The organism is Bacillus proteolyticus (assembly GCF_001884065.1).
GTDB classification, from domain to species: Bacteria; Bacillota; Bacilli; order Bacillales; family Bacillaceae_G; genus Bacillus_A; species Bacillus_A proteolyticus.
Map to the genome: position 1 here is coordinate 102837 of NZ_MACH01000167.1, position 16730 is coordinate 119566.

16 protein-coding genes are annotated in these 16730 nt (G+C 36.9%); 2 read left to right on the forward strand and 14 right to left on the reverse strand.

The features are described 5' to 3' along the window. Positions 1-28: 28 nt before the first annotated feature. Positions 29-862, reverse strand: a complete 834-nt coding sequence (locus tag BAQ49_RS30385) for an EcsC family protein (RefSeq protein WP_071748315.1) — start codon at positions 860-862, stop codon at positions 29-31. Between the two features lie 180 nt (positions 863-1042). On the opposite strand from BAQ49_RS30385, the gene BAQ49_RS30390 reads away from it, so the two are divergent. After that, entirely contained in the window at positions 1043-1477 is a 435-nt protein-coding gene (locus BAQ49_RS30390) for an NUDIX hydrolase (RefSeq protein WP_071748316.1), read from the forward strand. A 23-nt stretch (positions 1478-1500) separates the two neighbouring features. Here the strand turns inward: BAQ49_RS30390 and ackA are convergent, their stop codons facing one another. The 5 genes from ackA to BAQ49_RS30415 form a co-directional block, all read right to left on the reverse strand. After that, the gene (gene ackA, locus BAQ49_RS30395) at positions 1501-2694 is read right to left on the reverse strand and encodes an acetate kinase (protein ID WP_071748317.1); all 1194 of its coding nucleotides are present in this window, start codon (positions 2692-2694) and stop codon (positions 1501-1503) included. A 299-nt stretch (positions 2695-2993) separates the two neighbouring features. Then, the gene (locus tag BAQ49_RS30400) at positions 2994-3980 is read right to left on the reverse strand and encodes a class I SAM-dependent methyltransferase (RefSeq protein ID WP_071748318.1); all 987 of its coding nucleotides are present in this window, start codon (positions 3978-3980) and stop codon (positions 2994-2996) included. 199 nt (positions 3981-4179) lie between these two features. Beyond that, positions 4180-4680: a thiol peroxidase gene (tpx, locus tag BAQ49_RS30405; protein WP_071748319.1), complete on the reverse strand. Its 501-nt coding sequence runs from the start codon at positions 4678-4680 to the stop codon at positions 4180-4182. A gap of 133 nt (positions 4681-4813) precedes the next feature. After that, positions 4814-5209, reverse strand: coding sequence for a GerW family sporulation protein (gene ytfJ / locus BAQ49_RS30410; protein ID WP_000350005.1), 396 nt, complete (start codon positions 5207-5209; stop codon positions 4814-4816). 12 nt (positions 5210-5221) lie between these two features. Then, complete coding sequence (locus tag BAQ49_RS30415; protein WP_071748320.1) at positions 5222-5860, reverse strand: DUF2953 domain-containing protein; 639 nt, start codon at positions 5858-5860, stop codon at positions 5222-5224. A 204-nt stretch (positions 5861-6064) separates the two neighbouring features. Here BAQ49_RS30415 and BAQ49_RS30420 point away from each other — a divergent pair, with 204 nt between their 5' ends. After that, positions 6065-6868 carry an NAD kinase gene (locus tag BAQ49_RS30420; RefSeq protein WP_071748321.1) on the forward strand — a complete coding sequence of 268 codons (804 nt, stop codon included), beginning with the start codon at positions 6065-6067 and terminating at the stop codon, positions 6866-6868. 274 nt (positions 6869-7142) lie between these two features. On the opposite strand, the gene BAQ49_RS30425 is transcribed toward BAQ49_RS30420, so the two are convergent. The 8 genes from BAQ49_RS30425 to BAQ49_RS30460 all read right to left on the reverse strand — a co-directional run bounded on the left by BAQ49_RS30425 (position 7143) and on the right by BAQ49_RS30460 (position 16684). Further along, positions 7143-8711, reverse strand: a complete 1569-nt coding sequence (locus BAQ49_RS30425) for an amidohydrolase (protein ID WP_071748322.1) — start codon at positions 8709-8711, stop codon at positions 7143-7145. Between the two features lie 87 nt (positions 8712-8798). Further along, the gene (locus BAQ49_RS30430) at positions 8799-9230 is read right to left on the reverse strand and encodes a VOC family protein (protein ID WP_071748323.1); all 432 of its coding nucleotides are present in this window, start codon (positions 9228-9230) and stop codon (positions 8799-8801) included. A gap of 105 nt (positions 9231-9335) precedes the next feature. Beyond that, on the reverse strand, positions 9336-10922 hold the full coding sequence (mbcS, locus tag BAQ49_RS30435) for an acyl-CoA synthetase MbcS (RefSeq protein ID WP_071748324.1): 1587 nt from the start codon (positions 10920-10922) through the stop codon (positions 9336-9338). A 192-nt stretch (positions 10923-11114) separates the two neighbouring features. After that, a complete protein-coding gene (locus tag BAQ49_RS30440; protein ID WP_000168891.1) occupies positions 11115-11309 on the reverse strand; it encodes an alpha/beta-type small acid-soluble spore protein in 195 nt (64 codons plus the stop codon). A 79-nt stretch (positions 11310-11388) separates the two neighbouring features. After that, complete coding sequence (gene thiI, locus BAQ49_RS30445) at positions 11389-12603, reverse strand: tRNA uracil 4-sulfurtransferase ThiI (protein ID WP_071748325.1); 1215 nt, start codon at positions 12601-12603, stop codon at positions 11389-11391. A 6-nt stretch (positions 12604-12609) separates the two neighbouring features. Then, the gene (locus tag BAQ49_RS30450; RefSeq protein WP_071748326.1) at positions 12610-13752 is read right to left on the reverse strand and encodes a cysteine desulfurase family protein; all 1143 of its coding nucleotides are present in this window, start codon (positions 13750-13752) and stop codon (positions 12610-12612) included. Positions 13753-13924: 172 nt separating this feature from the next. Beyond that, entirely contained in the window at positions 13925-15634 is a 1710-nt protein-coding gene (gene ezrA, locus BAQ49_RS30455) for a septation ring formation regulator EzrA (RefSeq protein ID WP_071748327.1), read from the reverse strand. Positions 15635-15841: 207 nt separating this feature from the next. Next, positions 15842-16684, reverse strand: coding sequence for a LysR family transcriptional regulator (locus tag BAQ49_RS30460; protein ID WP_071748328.1), 843 nt, complete (start codon positions 16682-16684; stop codon positions 15842-15844). Positions 16685-16730 lie beyond the last annotated feature (46 nt).

Consider the following 16730-nt stretch of genomic DNA (forward strand, 5'->3'; position numbering starts at 1 on the left):
AGCGAAAGGCTTCGGCCTCTCGCTTTTTTTACGCTCTTTTTTCTTTTTCGACTATGTGGCGCACTTGATAAAATCGATTCGCAAATTCAGTAACATTTCTTGTTAAACGATAGTTCACTGTAGATCCGATCGCCATTCCAATTACCGGAATACCTTGGAATAGCTTACGACGAAGCGCATAAATCGAAAATGTCTTCAAAATTTGCTTTAACACAACCTCAGTAGAAGCTGGTTGTAACACCGCTTCGTCTCCTTCATAAAAGAACGAATCTTCTTGCTCCAGTTCTTGCAATAAATTGTACCATGCGTACTGCTGAAGTCTTCCTGGTAGTAATGACGCATGAAACACCTTTAACGCAAGCATCATTTCATAAGGCTTGTTCACATCATGCCCAAATGATGTCGCAATAAGTTGTACAGCCTTTACATTTAACGCAATCATAACCGGAAAATCAGCTGTTAATAATAATAAACCACCAGCACCCGTTGCTCCGCCTTGTACGAATGAATATAGGCGATGACGTGCTGTTTGCTGCTCTGCTATGTATGTTAATTGATCAATAGATAATGATTTCAAATCTTCAAGTTGCTCAATTGATTCATCAAATAATCTCGACGTTCCTAAAATACGATTACGTGCATCTAGCTGTGATTGTGAACTTTGAATAAGCGCATGCAAATGAAAGAGCCATCCATCTGCTTTCGTAAAGAAATCTTTTCGTTTTTTCTCAGGTAATTTCGCAATTGTAGTATGCAACCACTTATCAAACATTTTTTGAAAATCGGTCGATTCTTGCTCAACTAATTGCGCTTCCCATTCCTTTATATTGTCTAAAATGGCTTGTTCTCGCTTCGATTGCACCGTAACAACCACCTCGTTTGATTTTTTTCCATTGTAACATATTTGCAAATATGCTTGTACATTACATGTTCTTTATTTACGGCATAAGTTGCAATAATCTATCCGAATACATGTTACTAATTTCTACTTAGCTACAGTATAATCGTCCTTATACGAAACAAATAAGGAGCGATTATACATATGTATCCACGTGCAAAAGCTTTTGGCATTGCTATACATCACAGTCGCCTTCTCGTACAAGAATATCATACAGGCGATGAAACATATTACCGACCTCTTGGTGGATCAATTGAACTTGGTGAAAAATCAGCACATACTGTTATTCGTGAATTTAAAGAAGAACTTCATACAGAAGTGAAAATTATCGATTATTTAGGTTGCTTAGAAAACATCTTTCCTCTAGATGGAGAAATTGGTCATGAAATCATCCAACTATATTCATTACGCTTATTAGACACATCACTATATGAAATGGAAATAATGAATATACAAGATGAGCAAACAGTATCCTATGCAAAATGGATTCCCATTACTGCCTTCATTCAAAAGGAAAAAATACTATATCCGGATGGAATTTTAAAATATATACAAAAGAAAAAAGACGAGATCCTATAGGGTCTCGTCTTTCTTTTCATATATTAACCAATGTCTCCAAGACGTAGTACGTCACGAGCGATCATAACTTCTTCGTCAGTTGGGATTACGATAATTTTTACTGGAGAGTGCGGGAAGCTGATGAATGCTTCTTCACCAAAGATGTTATTGCGTTTTACGTCGAAGTATACGCCCATGTACTCAAGGCCTTCTAATACGCGCTCACGAATAACTGCACTGTTTTCACCGATACCAGCTGTGAAGATGATTGCGTCTACACCTTTCATACGAGCTGTGTAAGAACCGATGTATTTATGGATACGGCTTACGAACACATCAAGTGCTACTTTCGCACGGTGGTCGCCTTCTTCTTCTTTCGTGATGATATCACGTAGGTCACTAGAGTAACCAGTAAGACCTAACATACCACTCTTCTTGTTTAATACGTTAACTACTTCTTCTACTGTTTGGCCTGTTTTTTCCATGATGTATGGAATTAACGCAGGGTCAATGTTACCAGAACGTGTACCCATTGTTACACCAGCAAGTGGAGTGAAGCCCATAGAAGTATCGATAGATTTTCCGCCTTCTACTGCTGCAATACTTGCACCGTTACCTAAGTGACAAGAAAGTAGGCTTAAGCTTTCAAGTGGACGACCTAATAATTCAGCCGCACGCTCAGTTACATATTTATGAGAAGTTCCGTGGAAACCGTATTTACGGATGCCAAATTTCTCGTAGTACTCATATGGTAAGCTGTATAGGAATGCAGATTCCGGCATTGTTTGGTGGAATGCTGTATCAAATACTGCTACTGCTGGTACGTTTGGTAATACTTCTTGGAATGCTTTAATACCAACAAGGTTTGCTGGGTTGTGAAGTGGTGCTAAATCGCTTAATTCTTCGATATCAGCTAATACTTCATCATTAATTAAAACAGAATCAGCAAATTTTTCGCCGCCGTGTACAACACGGTGACCGATACCGCCAATCTCATCAAGAGATTTTACGATTCCGTTTTCAGTTAATTTCTTAAGAAGCATATTAACTGCTACTGCGTGATCTGGGATGTTTGTAATTTCTTTTTGTTTTTCGCCATCTACAGTAATAGTGAAGATACTATCTTCTAAACCGATACGTTCTACTAAACCTTTTGTTAATACTGTTTCACTTGGCATTTCAAATAATTGGAATTTTAAGGAAGAGCTTCCTGCGTTAATCGCGATGATTTTTGACATCTAGTCTTTCGCCCCTTTTTCTCTTGGTAGTTGTGTGGATCATTCCACAAACCGCTCGATTTTATCTAATTAAATTCACTTATTATGAAAACGTTTCATCATCAGTAAATTTTATACTCACGGTTTTAATTTAAACATCGTCCGACATATATTTCAAGTGAAAAAATTGTAACACCAAGAAAAAAAATATATTACAGATTTCAAAAAAATTCAGTTAAATCTTGTATATATTAAAAAATATGACAAATCTTATATAACTGTACTACATTAATTACTAACCCTGTTACATATATATCGTATTATTTATGTGTTGCAAACCAAGTATTCAATTGATCCATAATGTTCTCCATAGCCTTCATGTTAGAGAATTTAGGTAATTCCACTAGTAGTGCCTGTTTCGGCATTGTTACACCTTGGCCTTTCTTTTGGAGAACAAATATACTTTTTGCATTTTTCTCGTTTTTAAACATGGAAACAGGTAGCTGTAACAAACCTTGGATAAAGCATGTTTCTTTAATAAATGCATGTAGTTTCGGCGCTTGATCACTTTCAAAAATGAAGTTTGGTACTAAGAAGAATAAATACCCACCTTCTTTCGTATGTTTCACACTTTGTTCAATAAATAAGTGATGCGCATATGACATTCCTTCATTTGCTTTTAACGTATATTCACTTGCACCGATTTCGTTTGGATAGTAACCAATTGGTAAATCTGAAACGACTGCATCAACTGGATCAATATAAAGTGGTGCTAATCCATCTTGGTGGAAGAATTCAATTGCATGCTTTTGTAAATTCGCATTTACTAAAGCAAGTTTAATTAGCACTTCATCCACTTCTACACCAAATCCACTCATTGCTATTTCTTCTTTGGCGCCATTAAACACTGTAGTCATTAAGTTACCTGTTCCAATTGCAGGGTCTAAAACAGTAATTTCTCTTTGACCTTGCATAAATTTATGGAATAAGTAGCTCATGAACATTCCAACTGCATCAGGCGTCATTTCATGATTCGCTTGCACGCCTTCTTTCATTCCTTTTAAAATGGCTAGCTGAAATGCTTTACGAATTTCTTCCCCTTTATATGTTTCTTCATTAAACGTACTATATTCACGATTCAACCTTTCAATTGTTGATTCGGATAATTCCTCTTGTAAAATCGCTCCCTCAAACAAGTTATCACCTGTTTCTACAAGCGCCTCTAAATATGTTACATCTAATTCTTTACGTAAAACTACCGTAGAAGAATCAAAAATAGAAAATAATGTTTCTACTGCCTGACTCACGTACATTCCTCCTTCTCTCTTTTACACATAACTTATATCATACCACAAAGTGATTTTTTCCAAAAAGAAAAAGCGACCTCTTGTAAAGAGCTCCCCTTCAAGTTGTTTATGATGTAACGTCTTTTCTCATATATTAGTACCATTGTGCAGCAATATATGAGAAAAAACGACCTCTTTATAAGAGGTCATTTCCTTCACATTACTTCGCAGATTTAGCTGCTTCTAATGCTGCTTCATAGTTTGGATGGCTTGTACCTTCGCCTACGTATTCTGCGTAAACTACTTTGTCATTGCTATCTACTACGAATACTGCACGAGCAAGTAAACGAAGTTCTTTCATTACTAGGCCGTAAGCTTCACCGAATGAAAGGTCACGGTGATCAGAAAGTGTCGCAACGTTTTCTAAACCGTTTGCTGCACACCAGCGTTTTTGAGCGAATGGTAAATCAGCGCTAATTGTTAATACTTTCGCGTTTTCAATACCTGCTGCATCTTGATTAAAACGACGAGTTTGTGCATCACATACACCTGTGTCGATTGAAGGTATAACACTAATTAATTTCACTTCACCTTTGTATGTTTCTAAACTTACTGGAGATAAGTCATTTGCTAACACTTGGAAGTTAGGCGCTTGATCGCCAACTTTAACTTCTGTTCCAACTAAAGTCATTGGGTTACCTTTAAAAGTTACATTTGCCACTTAAAAATCCTCCCTTATTTAAACAAAATATGTACAATGTAAATGATAGTTTGTCCCTATCGATAATGCAAATAAAATCGCTTTATTTACAAAAAAATAAAGAAGCTAATCCATTGATTAGCTTCTTTACTCGTTAAATTTGAAATTCCGGATCATCTTCTTTTCGTTTATCCATCATTTCTTTCACTTTATCAACAGCTTGTGGTGCTAATTCAATTATTTTGTCAATGACATGTGTTTGTTTATCTAAATGTAAAACTTTCACACCTTCTCCATTTATAACGAGAAAGGCAACAGGATTAATGGAAACTCCACCACCGCTACCTCCTCCAAATGGATGACGACCTGAATGCTCTACCTTGCCAAATTCACTTCCACCAGCAGCAAAGCCAAAACTTACTTTCGAAACGGTAAGAATTACACTTCCATCTGCTGCTTTAATCGGGTCACCAACAATTGTATTTACATCAGTCATTTGTTTTAAATGCTGCATTGCGGTTGTCATTAAACCTTGAATTGGATGGTCCATTCTATATCCCCCCTATGCTTGAACAGATTTATCTGTCATACCAGACTTTTGTTTTCTCATAAACATGAGTAGTTTTACCGCTGTTTTCACAGTACGAAATATATGAAAGGAAGCTGTTAATTCACATCTTGATGCAAATCCCTTCCCTTGAAAAACAGGTGTAATTTCAAATTCTGGTACGTCGACAATATGCATATATTGTCCTACAACTCCAGCAGCCATTCCTTTTGTCCCCCATGCATACCCAGTGACAATTCCAGTACTAGCCGCATCGCCTGCTCCAATTTGTGAATGCCACTTCCAACCATTGATTTTCACTCGTTTGAGAAAATCTTTAACAATAGTATGAACTTCTTGAAGCTTTTTTATCAGTTCTCCAATGCTATCAAGTTGTGCCATAATTTTATTATCTATTCCGCCATCTTTCTCAGCTTTTTCGATTTTCTGCCCCGTTTTTTTCTGTTGTTTTTCAATTCTTTCCAATACATCAAACGTATATCGAATCATCCATATTTTCACTTGAAATAAACATTGCTTTTCCATTTCTGAATATAAAAACGTCACCTTAAGCGATATTTTCGATAATAGTATTAGCAAAATAAAAAGTAGAAGAATTATCATTCCAATTACGAGCCATTTCATTCGTACCATCCTTTCACTCCATACCCATTATCGACAAGTTTATTCATCATTAAACAACCTTTTATAAAATTGAATATAAAAATTTTTCTAAAAATAAAAAGGAATTTTGACATTTTATATCGAAATATACTATTTGAGCATATCATTCAGAACACACTCTGATGGTATGCAGCACTAAGACTAGAAAATTTAACTGCAGTGGAGGGATACATAATGGCAAATCGTCGCAATTTATTTTTCTTTTATGGTGATGACAAAGTAACACTCGTTGAAAAAATGAAACCAATATATCGTATTTTAGAGGAGAATGGATTTACCATATTAGATCATCCAAAAAATGCAAACGCTATCGTCAGCGTTGGAGATGATGGAACTTTCTTACAAGCCGTTCGTAAAACTGGTTTTAGAGAAGATTGCTTATACGCAGGTATTTCTACGAAAGATGAAATTTCTTTCTACTGCGATTTCCACATCGATCACGTTGATACAGCCCTTCAAGAAATTACAAAAAACGAAATTGAAGTGCGAAAGTATCCAACAATTAAAGTTGATGTAGATCACGGTACATCATTCCATTGTTTAAATGAGTTCTCATTACGCTCTAGCATCATTAAAACATTTGTCGTAGATGTACACGTCGACAATTTACATTTTGAAACATTTAGAGGTGATGGATTAGTTATCTCCACACCAACAGGAAGTACCGCTTACAATAAATCATTACATGGCGCAGTTGTCGATCCACTTATCCCATGTTTCCAAGTAAGCGAACTAGCATCTTTAAATAACAACACATACCGTACACTCGGATCACCGTTTCTTTTAAATCACGAGCGCACGTTAACTTTAACACTTAAACCAGATGGTAATGATTACCCTGTTATCGGAATGGATAACGAAGCACTTAGCATTAAGCAAGTGGAGAAAGCCGTTGTTCGTTTAAGCGATAAACAAATTAAAACTGTTAAATTAAAAAACAACTCTTTCTGGGAAAAAGTACAGAGAACATTTTTATAGTATTAAAATAACCGCCGAATTATGGGATCCCCATAATTCGGCGGTTATTTATTTCTCAGCTGAAGCTTAACGATGTTTCACAATTTTTTTGGAACAAGACAACAGTATATGAAATTATATTAACGATTTTCCGAATATATCTATCACAACTCATAATATATCAACGATTCCATCCGAAATATCGATTTACCGACAAAAAGTGACTACATCATCAACTTATCTAAAAAGAGGAAGCATCACCAAAATGTATTTTCGTAGCCGCTCCCTCAAACTTTTAGACGTTTTTTCTATAAACAATCTCCCCATCAATGACGGTCATTTCGGCCTGTACTTCTTTTATTTCTTCCGCCTCAATTTCAAAAACATCGCGGTCTAATATCGTAAAGTCTGCTTCATATCCTTTTATAATTTGTCCTCGCTTTGCTTCTTTTCCAATTGCATACGCACTTCCTGTTGTAAATAAAGAAACAGCCTCATATACCGTTAATCTTTCTTCTGGCATATAACATACGCCATCAATAAAACTTCTACGTGTAACAGCACTATATATACCTAAAAACGGATTCACTTGTTCAATTGGAGCATCAGATCCACCATTGCAATGTAACCCTGCGTCCAGCAATGTCTTCCAAGCGTATGCGTAACGAAGACGATGCTTTCCTAGTTTTTCAATGACTGACGGAAAATCTGATGAAACAAAGACCGGTTGAATATCAATAATAGCTGGCAAATGTTTCATTCTTTCAATCAACTCTTCACGAGCTAGCTGACAATGAATAATACGGTCACGTAACCCTTCTGCTGGTGGATATAATTCAAGCGCATCAATGACATGTTCTAGTGATAAGTCACCGATTGTATGAATCGCAACTGGCATATGTAAGTCTCGTGCTTTCTTCACTAAACCTGCAAGCTCTTCACGTGAAAAAATCGCAACTCCATTTGTTTCCTTCGCATCTTCATACGGTTCACTTAATAAAGCTGTTCTTCCGCCAAAAGATCCATCAGAAAAAATTTTCATCGCTCCAAATTCAATATAGTGCTCATTTTCATATTCCTTTCGCTCATTCGCTACTTCATGGTGAACGAGTAAATGCGCTTTAAATGGCATTTCTTTTATAACGTGCGAAAACGCATTGTACGTTTTTTTAAAGCCACCATAATAATTTAAGTCTTCCGTATGTCCGCCAACTAATCCGTATTGCCAGCAGTCTGAAATAGCTGTTTGTAATGCTCTTTGCAAATACGCTCCATCTATTTCAGGTTGAACATGTTTAATTAACTCTTGTCCTTGTTCATATAAAAGCCCTGTTAATTTATTTAATGAGTCCCGGCCGACTTTTCCGCCTTTCGGGTCTTGCGTCATTTCTGTTATGTTCGCTTCTTGCAGTATGTATGAGTTCACCCATGTAACGTGGCGACAAACGCGCTTTAATAAAATCGGATGTTCTTTAGAGATTTCATCTAGGTCACGTACATGAACTTGTTTCGTATCTGTAAAATTATTTTCATTCCAGCCTTCTCCGATAATCCAAGAACCTTTTGGTGCTGCTTCTACTCGTTTCCGAACGAGAGTCAGCACTTCGCTATAAGATTTGCAATTTGATAGATCTAGACGAAGTAACCTCTCCCCATGGCCAATAAGGTGCATATGGCTATCAACCAGCCCTGGAATCATCGTTTTCCCTTTTAGGGCATATAACTTCACTTCTGAATATCGATTTTCTAACTCTTCTTTATTCCCCATATCAACAATGACGCCATTTTCAACGTAAATAGCTTCTACTTTTTCATTCTCTTCTCGCATAGTGTAAATGGTGCCGCCATACCAAATTTCTCCCATATACTCATCCCCTTTTTCCTTTAGTCTACGAAATTAGAGCGTATAAAAAAAGCACCATTTCGATTAAAAATGGTGCTTTTCCAAAAATTATTTTTGTTCAGTAGGATTCGTTGTAATTTGCCATTCAATGCTAAATTTATCTTTTACTTGTCCGTATGCTGGGCTCCAGAAAGTTTCTTGAAGTGGCATAATAACTTCTCCACCTTCTTGTAACTTATCGAATACTTCTTTTGCTTTTTCTGCATTACTAATTTGAATTGCGATTGTTACTTGAGATCCGATCGCATGCCCTTGACCTGGGAATGTATCAGAAATCATAAGTTCCGTATTACCAACTTTTAAAGTAGCATGTGCAACGCGCTCTTTCGCTTCAGCTGGAATCGGGTATTCTGGATTTTCAGGCATATCACCAAAAGTTTGCATTACTTCTACTTTTGCATCTAACGCCTCTTTATAAAACTGTACAGCTTCTTGCCCACTACCATCTAAAACTAAGTACGGATTAATACCTAAAATCATACGGACACCTCTTTTTTTAATTTATAAAAATCGAACTTACGTTCGTTTTTTATAATATCATACATGTAACATTTCATTCAACTATTTACTTCACTATTTTCAAAATTATTTTGAAGGTAGTTCCATCTCTTGTTTTCTAAGTTCAATACGGCGAATTTTTCCAGAAATCGTTTTTGGTAGTTCATCTACAAATTCAATTTTGCGAGGGTATTTATATGGTGCAGTCAGTTCTTTGACGTGTTGTTGGAGCACTGGAATTAATGTTTCTTCGTTCTTTTCTATATTCTCTCTTAATACGATAAATGCCTTCACGACACTTCCGCGAATTTCATCTGGACTTGCGACAACCGCACATTCTCTTACGTATGGATGTTTTACAAGTGCATCTTCTACTTCAAACGGCCCGATTGTATAACCAGAGCTAATAATGATATCATCTCCGCGTCCTTCAAACCAGAAATAGCCGTCTTCATCTTTTTTCGCCTTATCACCGGTAATATAATAATCACCGCGGAATTGCATCGCTGTACGCTCATCGTCTTTATAATATTGCTTAAAGAGGGCTGGTGTTTCAATGTGAACTGCAATATCACCAACTTCTCCTACCTGTACCGGAATACCTTCTTCATTTACGATATCAACATGGTTTCCTGGCGTTGGTTTTCCCATTGATCCTGGTCTAATATCCATCCCTTTCATTATCCCAACGAGCAATGTGTTTTCCGTTTGCCCATAACCGTCTCTTACCGTAATATCAAAATGCCTTTGGAACGTTTCAATGACTTCTCTGTTTAACGGCTCACCAGCTGATACAGCGCTATGTAACGCTTCTAAATTATACTCATTTAAGTTTTCTACCTTTGCCATTAATCTATACTCAGTCGGCGTACAACAAAGCACATTCACCTTATTATCGCCTAATAAACTCAAATACGTTTTCGGTTCAAATTTACCATGATATACAAATCCAGTTGCACCTGAACCGAGAGTTGCTACAAACGGGCTCCAAATCCACTTTTGCCAGCCAGGACTAGCTGTTGCCCATACAACATCATTCTCTTCAATTCCGAGCCAATTTGGGGCGCTCGTACGTAAATGAGCGTATGCCCACGCATGCGTATGAACGACACCTTTCGGATTTCCTGTCGTCCCTGACGTGTAAGATAAAAAGACCATATCTTCTTTATCTGTCTTCGCCATTTCTAACATGTCACTTTCTGTTTCTAATGCTGTTTTTAAATTCGTCCAACCATCTACTGAACGCTCGCTCAAGACGAATTTTTGAAGAGATTCCACCGCTTCTACGCCGTCAAATTGTCCAATATACGGTTCGTAACTTACGATAGCCTTTACTTCTCCGTGCCCAATACGATACTCAATATCTTTTTTACGCAACATTTCTGAGCTTGGAATAACGACAAATCCTGCTTTAATCGCAGCAATATACGTCATGTAAGCTTCAATTAAGCGCGGCATCATAATAAGGAGCTTGTCCCCTTTTTGTAAGCCACTTTTTATAAAAGCATTTCCAATTCTATTCGCACCTTGCATTAATTCAAAATATGTAATCTCTCGTCTATTCCCTTTATCATCTTGCCAAATTAAAGCAAGCTTTTCTTTATCATTCGTATATTTCTCTATTTCCGAAACTAAATTATAAGACTGCGGCGCCAACAATTCCTCTCTCTTCATAAACATCCTCCTTTATTTCTATGCCTCCCTTATATAATAAAGAATTTTCAGTAAATTTTGAACCCTCTTCTTTTGACAATTTTTTTATATTTATGTCGAACCGTTGAATAAATTTATATCGATTTATTGATAAATAATGACAAAAAAGAAAGAGCGGGAGAACCCGCTCTTTCTAAGCCATCGTATATGGGATTATTTTTGGTAACCGCCTAATTGTTGCTCAGCTAGTGAAACTAGACGTTTAGTGATTTCGCCACCAACAGAACCGTTAGCGCGAGATGTTGCATCAGCTCCAAGTTGAACACCAAACTCTTGAGCGATTTCGTATTTCATTTGATCTAATGCTGCTTGAGCACCAGACACTGCTAATTTATTTGTGCTTGCCATGTTGTATCACCTCCTTGTGAGTATAGAGTGTGATAAACAACATGACTTCATACACATTTGAATGTGGTAATTTATGGGTTTAGAAAAGTTCTTCGAATTTTTCTTCTTCCGCCACTACTTCTATTGTTTGTAATACCATTGTTTCTTTGTTCGCTACAGCCTCTTCAATTAACGGCGCGAAATCGTACTTCGCTTCAAAACGATTTGCTTTCTCACGCTTCGGCTTCGTCGATGGACTTGCTGGTGTAAATACTGTACAGCAATCTTCATATGGACGAATTGAAATATCGTACGTTCCGATTTCTTCTGCAATTTTAATAATCTCTAATTTATCCATCGTAATAAGCGGACGAATAACAGGATAGTTTGTTACTTCATTAATCGTATGCATACTATCTAACGTTTGGCTCGCTACTTGTCCAAGACTTTCACCAGTTGTAATCGCAAGTGCGTTACGCTCCTCTGCGATACGCTCTGTAATACGCATCATCATACGACGCATAACCGTCATAGAATAGCTAGATGGAATTTCTTTATTAATCGTTTTTTGCACTTCAGTAAATGGAACAAGGTGAAGTGTTACGCGTTTACAGTATTTCGTTAACTCTTGTGCTAAATCGATTACTTTTTGTTTCGCGCGCTCACTTGTGAAAGGTGGGCTATGGAAGTGAACTGCTTCCACAGATACGCCGCGTTTCATCGTTAAGTAAGTTGCTACCGGGCTATCAATACCACCAGAAAGTAGTACCATTACTTTTCCGCCAACGCCAACTGGTAAACCACCAGCTCCCATGTGCTCACCACACATAATATAGCTGTAACCACTGCGAATTTCTATACGTACATTCACATCTGGATTATGAACATCTACTGTGATATCCTCTGTATTTTCTAAAATGTGCCCACCGATTTCTGGAAGTAATTCCATCGTCTTCATTGGGAATCGCTTATCAGAACGGTGCACTGTAATTTTAAATGTTTTCACATCGCCTTTTACTTGTAAGAAAGCTGCTAATGCACCTTTTTTAATATCTTCTAATTCTGATGGTACTTTCATCGCTAAGTTAAACTTATGAATACCGAATACATCTTTCAATCTTTCAGAAATTGCTTCATGATCTTCACCATTTAATTGGATGTACATACGATCATGCGTTGCATCGATTTTAATATTTGGGAATTTTTTCAGTTTGAACTTCACGTTATCTTTTAATGTGCTTACAAATTTAGAACGGTTCTTACCTTTTGTCGTCATCTCTCCGTAACGAACTAAAATATATTCATATGTCATCATATTTCTTTACCTCATCACTTCATATAATTTTGGCATTGTCTCTTTAACAATACCTTCAAATTGTTTTACTTCTTCCATCGTGTTTTCCGGTGCTAGACTAATGCGGATTGCGCTTGCAGCTGCGGCATGCGGTATTCCCATTGACACTAGTACTCGGCTCACTTCATTTGCTTTTGAAGAACAAGCAGACTTCGTTGATACATATACACCATGCTCTTCTAAAGCATGAACGACCACTTCTGGTTTTAAACCAACAAATGATACATTTAAAATGTGCGGTGCCGCATATTCAAGTGACGTATTAATCGTTACATCTTCCATCTCTTTAAAGACACGGACAAGCTCTGCTTGTAAATTTTGCAAATGAACTACCTTTTCTTTCACTTGCTCCATCGTCATACGAAGTGCTTTTACCATCGCTACAATACCAGGTAAGTTTTCTGTTCCTGAACGATACTTAAGCTCTTGTTGACCACCTGATAAGATTGGATCTAACCTTACACCATCACGTACGTAAAGAAGACCTGTCCCCTTTACGCTATGAAATTTATGCCCAGATATTGAACAAAGGTCAATATGAGAAGCGTATAAATCAAGCGGTACTTTTCCTATCCCTTGCACATGGTCCACGTGGAATCTTATTTTCGGATAGTTCGATAATAACGTTCCAATTTCAGCAACAGGCTGAATCGCTCCAGTCTCGTTGTTCACGTGAATAATTGACACAAGAATCGTATCTTCACGAAGCGCTCGTTTTACATCCTCTACCGATACAACACCGTGCTCGTTAACCGGTAAATATGTTACATCAAAACCGAGATCTTCTAATTGTTTATATGCCTCAAACACAGACGCGTGTTCAATATTTGTTGTAATGATATGCTTACCGCGCGAACGATTCCTCATCGCTATTCCTTTAATCGCAAGGTTATTCCCTTCCGTTCCACCCGATGTGAAAATAATTTCAGAAGGTTTAACGTGAAGGAGCTGCGCTGCAATCGTTCTCGATTGTGTTAATAGACGCTCTGCCTCTCCTCCAAGCGAATGAATAGAAGAAGGATTTCCAAAATATTTCCCTGCAACCGTTACATACGATTGAAGAGCTTCTGGATATGGCTTTGTCGTCGCACTATTATCAAAATAGATCATCGTTCTTCCCCTTTCAGCGCTGTCACATCGTATAATCATATCATAAATACGTGTAATTACGCTAAAACTACTCAAAGGTTCCGTTATATTTTAAAACGAATAACCTTACTGTATTCCGCTATTCATTATAGCAACATCGCCTCCAAAATTACACAAAAAAACAAACCCTTTATTAAAGGGTTTGTTCATTGTCTACATATTCAGCTATTTTTTGAACAACGCCAGGTTCAAGTTGCTCTAGTACAGAAGCCGCTTGTTCTAAAGCTGCATCGTATTGATACTCACGGAATAATTTCTCCGCATAATCTAAGCTTTCTGCAAGATTCTCATCATGACTGCGGTAACGATTACCGTATTGAATTAATTTTTCAACTAAATATGCTTGTCCAATTAACTCTTCCGTCATTTCAGATACACCATTAACAGTTGTGTACGCCTCTTCTAAACTGCTATTTACAGCATTCATATTTAACGGCTTTACTTCTAATTGATCATATACAGATTGCATTGCCATTTGTCCTCTTTGTAAATCTTCCATAATGCTCTCTGGAAGACCTGGCAAATTCGACTTTTGCATAAAGCGTTTCGTTTCTAAAATTGTATTTCGCATTTCTTGTAATTTCTCACGCGCTTCAAATTCTTCTTTACGCATCGTCTGCAGCATTTCTTTATATTCTGCATGAAGTACTTTTAAAGTTTCACATTGCTCATAAACCTCTTCTAGTTCCTCACGAATAATAGAGAATGCGATATCTTGTTCAGCAACGCGTATTTGCAACACTTCAAAACGTTTCATTAAAATATGCATTTGCTTTTCAATTACTTTTTGTGACTCAATATCTTTGTCTTGTAATTGATAACTTTGTTTTACAAGTTGTGTTTCTGTTTTCGTTTCAATTGTTTCAGTGCGAATTTCTTCTAAATCTTCATAAACAGAAAGTGTTTTTTGCTCCACATAATGTTTCGCATGCACTTCTTGTTCAAGTTGATCATAAAAACTGTCTAAACGAGTTTTTAAGTTCTCTACTTTTTCTGCTGCTTCAGTTATATGAAGCTCTTGTATATCCATTAAACATGTGTGTAGTTGTGTCGTCATATCGCGGACTTCTTTAGGAATTTCCAAATACTCTAATACATAGCCTTGTCTTATCATATCATCATGACCTTGTAATAAGTCTTCCAGCTGAACTGGTAATGTCGCTTGACACTCTACTAATAAATCTGGAATTTGATGAATAATGATTTCTAAACTTGCTAAACCTTCTTCTAAACTAATAACAATTTCTCTCGCGTTTAAATAATCACCATTATCTGTTGCCTCTTCAAAAGTTTTGAACTTCTCTGATTCAACGTCTAACATCTCTTCGATTTTTTGCTCAGCTGCTCCATACATATGTCGATGAGCAAGAACGCTCTTTTTCATACTACGATATGTATCACGTAATCCTTCAATTTCCGAGCTATTTTTCTCATGGCTTTCTAACAGTTGCTGTAATTCATTTAAAATGTCTGTAATACGATTATCAGCGTCATCTAAACCACTTATGGATTCTTTCATCGCATGCTTTGCTTTGCGGAAGGAGAATTGCGAGGCGAATTTTCGCGCTTGCCCTAAATCTTTTTCTGCTTTTGGAAGAGTTGTTGATACAATTTCATCCCACTCTTCACGCCATTTACCAAACAGTTCTTCTGTTTGACCAGTCATGTTTAAATCTTTTACCCGCTTTAGTTCATCTGCCACAGGTTTATCTTTTATTTCTTGTTTCCACTGCTCCAGTGCTTCAATATCTTTATATGAACGATTTCTTATCACAAGCTCTATCATGAGCAGCACTAGAATAGAGCTTACTACAATGATAACGATCGTCAGGATAGAATCCATGCAAAAAAGCCTCCTAGTTATATCTCTTTTTTTGTCCGTTCCGTTTATGAAATGGAAGGCATTATGTATAAAAAGGGAATTCCCCTATATTTAACAACTAACAATGTACTAATCATACCATGTTATGACGTGTTTTTGACCTAGTTTTTTTTAAAATTTCATGTTTCTTTAAATGCACTTGTAATCTTTCTTAACATTCCGCTTATTTCATTCTCCAGCCTCAAATGACTGTAAGAAAGAGTATTCCTTCAGATAAGATACGAAATAAATCTTTCGTATTAATGGTGGTTCTACAGAAATCGCACGCACGTTATCTTGCATTACCGCTTGCTGTACAGCTGTTTCCGGAACCAATGTTATGCCCAGTCCAGCTCCTACCATCGCAATCATCGGTTCTGCATAAGAAGTTTCAACTGCAATGTTCGGCTTCGTACCTATACCGTGAAACATTTTCATAATCATTTTCCTTACATCACATATTTCTGGATATACGATTAACTTTTCATTTTGCAACTCTTCTATTCGGATTACCGTTTTCTCTTTATATGGATGATCATTTGAAACAACACAAACGATTTTTTCTTCCCGCATTTCTTTTATATACGTAGCGCCTTCTACTACTGAATCAATAAACATCGCTTCAATTTTTCGCGCTTTAAATAATTCCATTAATACTTTCGTGTGCTCAATTTGCCATTCCACTTCATATGTATCCGCTAATAAGTCTTTACACTTTGATATGTAATGAGCCGCTAAACTCGGCAATATACCGATTGAAATTTTCTGCTTCACTTGATATCCCTTCATTTCCGTTTGCACTTCACTTATTTGTTCCAAAATCGGTAACATTCTTGTTATAAATAACTCTCCAGCCTCTGTTAACTCCACTCCTTGAGCAGAACGCTTGAGTAAAGTAACCTCTAAATCTGCTTCTAACCTTTGAATTTGTTTACTAAGCGCTGGTTGGGAAATATGTAAAAGCTTACTCGCCTTTGATAAACTTCGCGTATGCTTTACTTCAATAAACGATCGTACTGCCTCCAAATCCATCGTACACACCTCTAACAAAAAGTTATAACTGTCATAAAAAATCGAT